General features: G+C 58.8%; 5 protein-coding genes and 1 pseudogene. 1 reads left to right on the forward strand and 5 read right to left on the reverse strand.

From position 1 onward, the window contains the following. Positions 1–1293: IS66 family transposase (gene tnpC, locus J8I34_RS32635; protein ID WP_209808323.1), on the forward strand; the 1293-nt coding region annotated here is incomplete at its 5' end. Between the two features lie 376 nt (positions 1294–1669). Here tnpC and J8I34_RS32640 read toward each other — a convergent pair. The 5 genes and pseudogenes from J8I34_RS32640 to J8I34_RS32660 all read right to left on the reverse strand — a co-directional run bounded on the left by J8I34_RS32640 (position 1670) and on the right by J8I34_RS32660 (position 7018). Further along, positions 1670–1867, reverse strand: coding sequence for a hypothetical protein (locus J8I34_RS32640; RefSeq protein WP_209808325.1), 198 nt, complete (start codon positions 1865–1867; stop codon positions 1670–1672). Between the two features lie 191 nt (positions 1868–2058). After that, positions 2059–2400 (reverse strand): annotated as a pseudogene (locus J8I34_RS32645) (hypothetical protein); the annotation flags it as partial. 82 nt (positions 2401–2482) lie between these two features. Continuing rightward, positions 2483–2656: a hypothetical protein gene (locus tag J8I34_RS32650; RefSeq protein WP_209808327.1), complete on the reverse strand. Its 174-nt coding sequence runs from the start codon at positions 2654–2656 to the stop codon at positions 2483–2485. A gap of 1378 nt (positions 2657–4034) precedes the next feature. Next, positions 4035–5156, reverse strand: coding sequence for a hypothetical protein (locus tag J8I34_RS32655; protein WP_209808329.1), 1122 nt, complete (start codon positions 5154–5156; stop codon positions 4035–4037). Between the two features lie 170 nt (positions 5157–5326). Beyond that, positions 5327–7018: a hypothetical protein gene (locus J8I34_RS32660; RefSeq protein ID WP_209808331.1), complete on the reverse strand. Its 1692-nt coding sequence runs from the start codon at positions 7016–7018 to the stop codon at positions 5327–5329. Positions 7019–7307 lie beyond the last annotated feature (289 nt).

Here is a 7307-nt window from a genome sequence, read left to right on the forward strand (position 1 = left end):
TCCAGGACGCCGCGTACGGCACCGGAACAGGTACAACGTAAGCCGTTGCCAGAACACCTGCCGCGCGAGATCCAGACTCATTGGCCCGAATCACGTGACACCTGCACGGCATGCGGTGCGCCGATGAAGCAGCTTGGCGAGGACGTCTCCGAACAACTCGAATATGTGCCGGCGAGCTTCCGGGTCATACGCCATGTGAGACCAAAGCTGGCATGTTCGTGCTGCGATCACATCACCCAAGCTGCTGCGCCGAGCCGTCCCATCGAGCGAGGCATGGCAGGCCCGGGACTGCTGGCTCACGTGCTGGTCTCGAAGTTCGCGGATCACCTTCCGCTCTACCGACAGTCTGTGATCTATGCGCGTGAAGGTGTCGAGTTGGAGCGCTCGCTGCTGGCGAAGTGGGTTGGTCACAGTGCGGCGCTGCTGCAACCGCTCGTCGACGCACTGCGTCGTCACGTCATGGCGGCGACGAAGCTCCATGCCGACGATACGCCAGTCCCGGTGCTCGCACCAGGTACCGGCAAGACTAAAACCGGACGCCTGTGGGTGTACGTACGTGACGACAGGTCGTCGGGCGACGCAACTCCGCCGGCCGTCTGGTTTGCCTATACTCCGGACCGCAAGGGCATCCACCCGCAGCAGCATCTCGAATCGTTCAACGGGACGTTGCAGGCCGATGCCTACGGCGGCTACCAGGCGATCTACGAAACGGGACGTGTTGCCGAAGCAGCATGCTGGGCCCATGCCAGACGGCAGTTCTACGAATTGCACGCGGCTCGCCCGAATGCCCTGAATACCGAGGCGCTGGAACGCATCGGCGCACTATACAAGGTCGAAGAGCAGATCCGGGGCAAACCACCCGACGAACGCCGCGCGTATCGACAGGCGCAAGCACGTCCAGTACTCGATCAACTCCACGCGTGGCTGAGCGCCACGTTGAAGACGCTCTCGCGCAAATCTGACACGAGTCGGGCGATCCTGTATGCCCTGAACCGGTGGGAGGCGCTCACGCGCTATTGCGACGACGGACGACTGGAGATCGACAACCTGCCGGTCGAGCGTGCGCTGCGCGGGGTGGCCATCGGAAGACGCAATTACCTGTTCGCGGGTGCAGACTCAGGTGGGGAACGCGCCGCTGCAATTTACAGCCTGATCGGCACGGCCAAACTCAACGGCGTCGATCCCGAGGCTTACCTACGCTTCGTGCTCGCACGCATCGCGGATCACGCGATCAACCGCGTCGACGAACTCACGCCGTGGGTCGTCGCTGAGAAACTGGCTACGCCAGCGTAACTGCTGCCGACGTCAACACGGCACTGGCTACACGCTTACCGTCTATCTGCTAGATCGCAACATGCGCGACATCAACAGGTTCGGAGGGGGGAGGCGGCCGCCGCAAGCAATGCCTGCTTGCCGACGTCAGTCAGCGCGAACCACAGCAAGTTTTCCTGCTGTCGCTGAGCGCGCCCAGCGAGAACCTGTTCTGCATTGGCCTTCCTGTGTTAGCCGCGCCGTTTTCCACTCACCAACGGGCAACACGGCTTGGATGGCGCCTCACCTCCCAGCGTCTCCCCACGGCAATGCCGCGTATCACGGAGAACGCGCCAATGCGAGTGCACTTGTGTCAGCGCGGTTGCCATCGGGGGCCTGGGTTGTGCCATTCGCTTCCTCAGAACACGATTGTCTCCCCTTCCCGCTGGGCTTGCGCCTTCGAGTACGTGACGACATGGACCGTATGGCCGGAACGATCCACGAGCCGTATCTCGCCCCCCTTGTTGGAGAGCTGGATAGAATTGCGCGGTAGCAGAACTGTCGATGCGATCCCCGGAGGAAGCTCAAGATCTTCGATGCTGAAGCGGTTCTTCATCTTGTCCACCAGAAGCCAGCCATCCAGCCGCACGGAATCCCGCCGCGCCGGCAGGACCCAGATAGATAGGATAGAACGTGCGGAAATCCGCCCTTCGGCTTGGTGAGCGGCCGCACCTGATTGGCGGCATAGTCCGGCGCACCCACTTGTACGAAATCGTCACGGATTCGGGAAAGCGCTCTTGACCATCTTCATACTGCCCCCCGCAGATAGACGATGCGGTCGTCCCTGAAGCCTGGAAAGCAGTCCCGATCGATGGTGCCGGCGAGGCCGTCGTCCAGGTAGTACTTGTACCAGAAGTGGTAGCCTTGGACCTTCGGACCTTCCTGCTCGCCGACGAATACATGCTCAAAGCCGGACAGGTCGCGATCGCCGCCTTGGTTGAAGCGCCGGAACCAGAGTTCCATTAGCCTGGCATACCACCGATCGCGCGACACTGGCGTACCAGTTTCTTCGGATATGTAGGCACGCGCGACCTGCATCGGAGCGGTATCGACCACCGCTTCCAGGAGTTCGTGGACTTCTGCACGTTCCTCCGCCGTCTCGACTTACTGCGATCGTTCGTCCAAGGCGTAGTTGTCGAACAAGGCGCGCACCCTTTCGTAGGTGACGCCCTTAGAAGGCGGGATGACCACTTCCGGCAGGACTCTGGCTTCCGGTCTCTGACAGAGTCTTGCTGTTCGCCACTTTGACGTAGCCTTTGTTCCTGTCGCCGTCGTCGGTGGCCAGGATAGAACGCACACCGTTGCCGCTCTGGTCGGCATCCCAAATTTCTTGGTAGATGTTCATTGATCGTCGTTCCTTAAAATCTGTTCCGCACGTTCTGCGCAGCATAGGTGTCCGCCTGATGAACGTCCCCGTTGACACAGTAAAATCTGTCCCCCTCACGCTTGCCAAGCCCGTGAACGAGTCCATTTGCAACGTGTAGGCGGCGTTGACGACAACATGCGCGCTTCATGCTGCGGGCAAACTTCATTGATCGCATGAGCCAGAACACCTTTGGCTCATGCGCTCAGGCGGTGGTCTTTCCTGCCAACTGCACACAGCATCGCAGAAAATCCGTGACACCGCTGTGAAACCTACGGAAATGACCACCATTGAGAAGGTCCTTGATCGCAAATGCGTCCTCCGGATCGACAGCAGATATGCTGCTACACGCGCATCGCTGGCCGAGCAGCGCGATTCGGCTCGGCACGATGAGGTCGCCGAGGTATCCAATGGATTATCTGAAGATGCTTGCGAACCCTGCCATCCCAGTCCCGCAACAATTTGGAATCTCGGAAGGCTGGACTGGGAGGAGGAAACTCAACATGCGATCGGCCGGTGGATTCTCTAGTGTACACGTTGGTGCAACTATGCCCGGTTTCTGGTCCCCGGTGCTGGCCGCAACCAGTGGTACGCCAGATCATTGAGGAAGAGAACGTACTGGAGAAGAAGTCGATCTCAGCAACCACACGGCAACCGTGCCTTGGATGGCGACTTTCGCATGGCGTCCTTGCTTCCGGCTGTCATCTCGGACGACGATTTCCCGCAAAACTATCTTGCGAGTGGTGTCGACGCCGATGCTTCGGCAGAGTGGCATTCCACACCAACGCCGTGGGCTTGGTCACCCAGCTCGTTGCAAAGGAGCGCTTCGAGGAGGAGACAACCGCAGCCTCGGCGTAAGCGGTGGCGTCACCGCGTTAGTCGCCGCTTTGCTCGGCCATTGATGCACCTTTACGCAACTCAAGTATGAAGCGACGCATATCGCGGAGCAGTATGTGAGCCTCATTCTCAGAAAATGGCCGCTCGGGCTCCGTATAGAACTGCTTGGCTTGGTTAGATAGCCTGCGGATCAGGCTGCGAGCCCAAGTCGGCTGCGTTCGGACGTAGATATCGTCAAGGCTTCGAAGGGTCGCGTAGTTGCGACTTGGCCTCGTGTTGCGATCGATCAGAGCTTCTAGTTCTGCGGCTATTGCGCTCACGTGTTCAGAGGTTCTCATGATTGACGTAAATCTGCAAAGCGTTAGCTATAGTTCTTCGATTCATTCGCCTTTCTTCGAACTCAGTCCCAACCTTCTCGTTATTGATCGTGACGCCACTGAGCCCGTTCCTGAACGGCGTAATCGTCCATTCTATTTGAGATGCGCGAGGTCGTACCCAAGGATGGAAGAGGCTCAGTCTGCGTCTAAAATCCAGAAAACCGAAGACCGATCGAACCGTATCCGTAATATTTGTCCATCTTTCCTGCAGTCGCGGCGTTGTAGAGGAAGGGAACGGTTCCGACAAAATTATGCAACGACGCCTGCCCTCGCAAAAAAAACTCCACGTTCTTCACCACAGCGTACGAAAGCTCCAGCCCCAAGGTATGGTTGGATCGCACTGGCGACTGGCCGTAGTTGCGCAAGTTGTTGTCGACGTTGCTACGCAGGAGATACTGGAACTGGTAACCCAATCTGGCGGCGAAGTTTTGGTACTTCCAGCGCCAGGAACCACCCAGGCTCAGGTAGCCAGCGGTGTAGCTAAAATCGTCGTTGATGTTCATGCCGAACTGACCCGCATCGACCGCAAACGTCGCGGACTGAACGGAGGTATTGCCGACCGCGCACGGGGCAGCGAGCGCACCGCGCGCAATGTTGTCCGAACCGATGGCAACATTGAAATTGCAGTTACCGCGCTGCAGTCGCGTATTGATACTACCTAACGACACATGGCTCACCCCCAACCCAACGAAGCCCGTAAGTTGGTTTCGCTCGGTCAGTTCACCAGCGAAGATGACGTCGGCTTGGGCTTGGATGTCGTTTGCGCCTTTCACCGTAACGCTGTTGAAAGTGGTGTTGCGTACCGTGAGTGGCGATGAGCGCGTCAGGCTGCCACTGTAGTCACCCCAAAGCGAGAATCTCGTAATGATGCGATCGCGGGCGCCCGGCTCGGCAAGCGGATCGTAGTGCAAGGCCAACATCCAGCTGTCGATGTGGTTCGTGTCCGAACCGTAATCGATACCTCGACGCCAGTATGTCGCGGAGCCAGACCAATGTGGCGAGAACTTATAGCCGAGCATCAGTTTGCCACCGCGATAGTCACCGGCATTGTCAGGTACCGCGCCTTGCTTCTGACGTAGATGCAGGACATCCAGCGTATCATTGAGCACATCATAGCTGGCTTCCACTCGCACAGAGGTGAATTCACCCGTGGTGGGCTCGGCCTGCAAAAATACGTCGTCTGGCGCTGCGATCGCCGACCCAGAGCATGTCAGACCCAGCACCAGGCCCCAATACGGGCGCAAGCTTTGCTTTTGAAACCACTGCATAGAATCTCCGAGGCCACCGAATATGCCTCATGGATGCGTGCGTGCTCGAAGAACTCCACGCTGGCACAAAGAAACGCCCGACCACCCTCGGCATTGCTGTCGATAATGCATTGGATGGCTCGGGCGTTGGCCTTCCCCCATCCTGGGAGAAGGCGTTACTACGCGCCCTATTACGGGTTGAGCGTCACTGCAGTCTCGAGGCCATCACCGGTGACCTTGGCTGCGTCAGTCTTCACCGACTCAGTCTTGGTTTTTTCCACGCTTCCATCCACCAGCGCACCCACCGTCACATCCTTGCCACTGATACCGTTTGTGGCAAACGTCACGGGGAACGTGTTAGTCGCCTTCGGTGTCAGCGCATCAATCTGGGCCTGGCTCAGCGAGCCGGCAGACTTGAGCTTGCCGAGGAACACAGTGAACGGCAGGTTCAGCGAGCCGCCATTAGCGCTGGAAAACAGATTGTCGGCTGTGACATTGCTCAGGGTAGCCGCGGCCGACTGCGAGCCGCTGATGCGGAACGAGTAGGTCGTGCCGGCCGGAACCACCGCATTGGTCAGCTGCGTGCCGCTGAACGTCAGCGTCACGTTCTCGATGATGACGTCGACCTGGTTCCCGCCGTAAGTGTAGCTGAGGCCGGCGCGCACCTGCGATGCCCCCCCGTTGAAGGGGTCACCGTTCTTCGTGACTGCGACCTGAATCGAGCTCAGCGTGCCACCCGTGGCGGTAATCGTATCGGTAATCGGGTAAGACGCCCCGTTAATCATCAGGTTGGACAGTAGCAGGTAGTCTTTCAGCTTGACCGCGGCGGCCACATTGTCGATGGCGGTACTATCCACGGCGCTGCCCAAGCTACTGGTTGCCTGCTCAATCTTGGTGGTATTGCCAGTGGATACGGCGTCACCAAGTTGAGCCAGTTTCGAAGCGTTCGAAGCATCATTCAGCGCGGTCGGCGTGACAGCCTTAACCAGCGCCGTGGTCGTCGTTGACAGAGCGCTCTCAGTGACTGCGTTAAGCGATCCGCTTGCCTTAAGCGCGGCCAACGTATCGGCCGGGCTCCCGCTCAGCGTAATTTCGCTAAGGGACGCGTCCACGCTCAACACTTGGCTGGCGATCACCGGCCCGGTCAACGCCGCCACGTTCGCAGCTACTGCAGCAATATTCGTCTGCAGGTTTGCCGGCAAACCACTCTTGGCGTTCTGCACAGCGCCCGACACCACGTTAGAAACCAGCGTGCTATTGGAAATGTCAGCGGTGCCAGAGGCGCTGGTGATTGCGCTGGCGAGCGCCTTGGACGCTGCTGCCGCTGCATCCTCTGCGCTCAGCGTGCCACCGGTGGCGAGGCCGGTCAGCGTTTTCGCTACTTGGTCAACCAGTTGCTGTACCACCACCGCTGCCTTAAGCGCGGCTGCGTCCTGCAGCGGGTCTAGCGTGGCCAGGTCCTTGCCTGCCAGACCTAGCTTTGTAGCCAGTGCCGCGGCTTGGGTCGCGCCGAGTTGTGCCACCAGCGTAGTCAACGGAGAAATCACAGGCGTTACACCCGCCTTATACTCCACCGCGGGCGCCTGCAACACGCCGGTGAATTTCTGATTGGTACCAATATCCGTACCCCCTGCCACCTTCAGCGCGCTCTTGGTGCAGCCGTCAGGGAAAGTGAAGTCACCGGTTGCGTTTGTTGTTGTGGTCTTGTTGCCGCAATCTAGGAACGTGACCGTCGCGCCGGACAGGTAAAAGTCAACTGCCTTCCCCTGCACCGTAACGGAAGGTTGCGAAGGGGAATCGTCACCACCACCGCAAGCAACCAGCGTTGCGGCGGCGGCAGCTATGATGCCGAATGTGAGGATGTTCCGGGTCTTGGTTTGCACGCTTCTCTCCTGAGATCGAACTTCGGTACGTCAATGTTTGGTTAAGAACATTCCGACGTGGCTTCTACTGCTTACAGACTTTTAAGCGCCATACAGTGGCGTACAGCCCTCGGATTTCGCTAGCGAATCTGCCGCAGCAGCTTTGCAGTTCTCGCCAGCGCACAGATAACCAAACCCCTATATCGGTGTCATCCCTACGTGGCGGGGGAGCGCTAACAGGCTGCTGAAGTACTAGCCGCGCAAAAAGCGAAGCTTGCCTCTACAAGGCTGAAGGGCTCGCTATTTTTCA

This window comes from Cupriavidus phytohabitans (genome assembly GCF_017815025.1).
GTDB lineage: Bacteria > Pseudomonadota > Gammaproteobacteria > Burkholderiales > Burkholderiaceae > Cupriavidus.

Coding starts and splice junctions, on each gene's coding strand:
- J8I34_RS32640 (WP_209808325.1), bottom strand. CDS start 1,867: ATGAAGAACCGCTTCAGCATCGAAGATCTTGAGCTTCCTCCGGGGATC.
- J8I34_RS32650 (WP_209808327.1), bottom strand. CDS start 2,656: ATGAACATCTACCAAGAAATTTGGGATGCCGACCAGAGCGGCAACGGT.
- J8I34_RS32655 (WP_209808329.1), bottom strand. CDS start 5,156: ATGCAGTGGTTTCAAAAGCAAAGCTTGCGCCCGTATTGGGGCCTGGTG.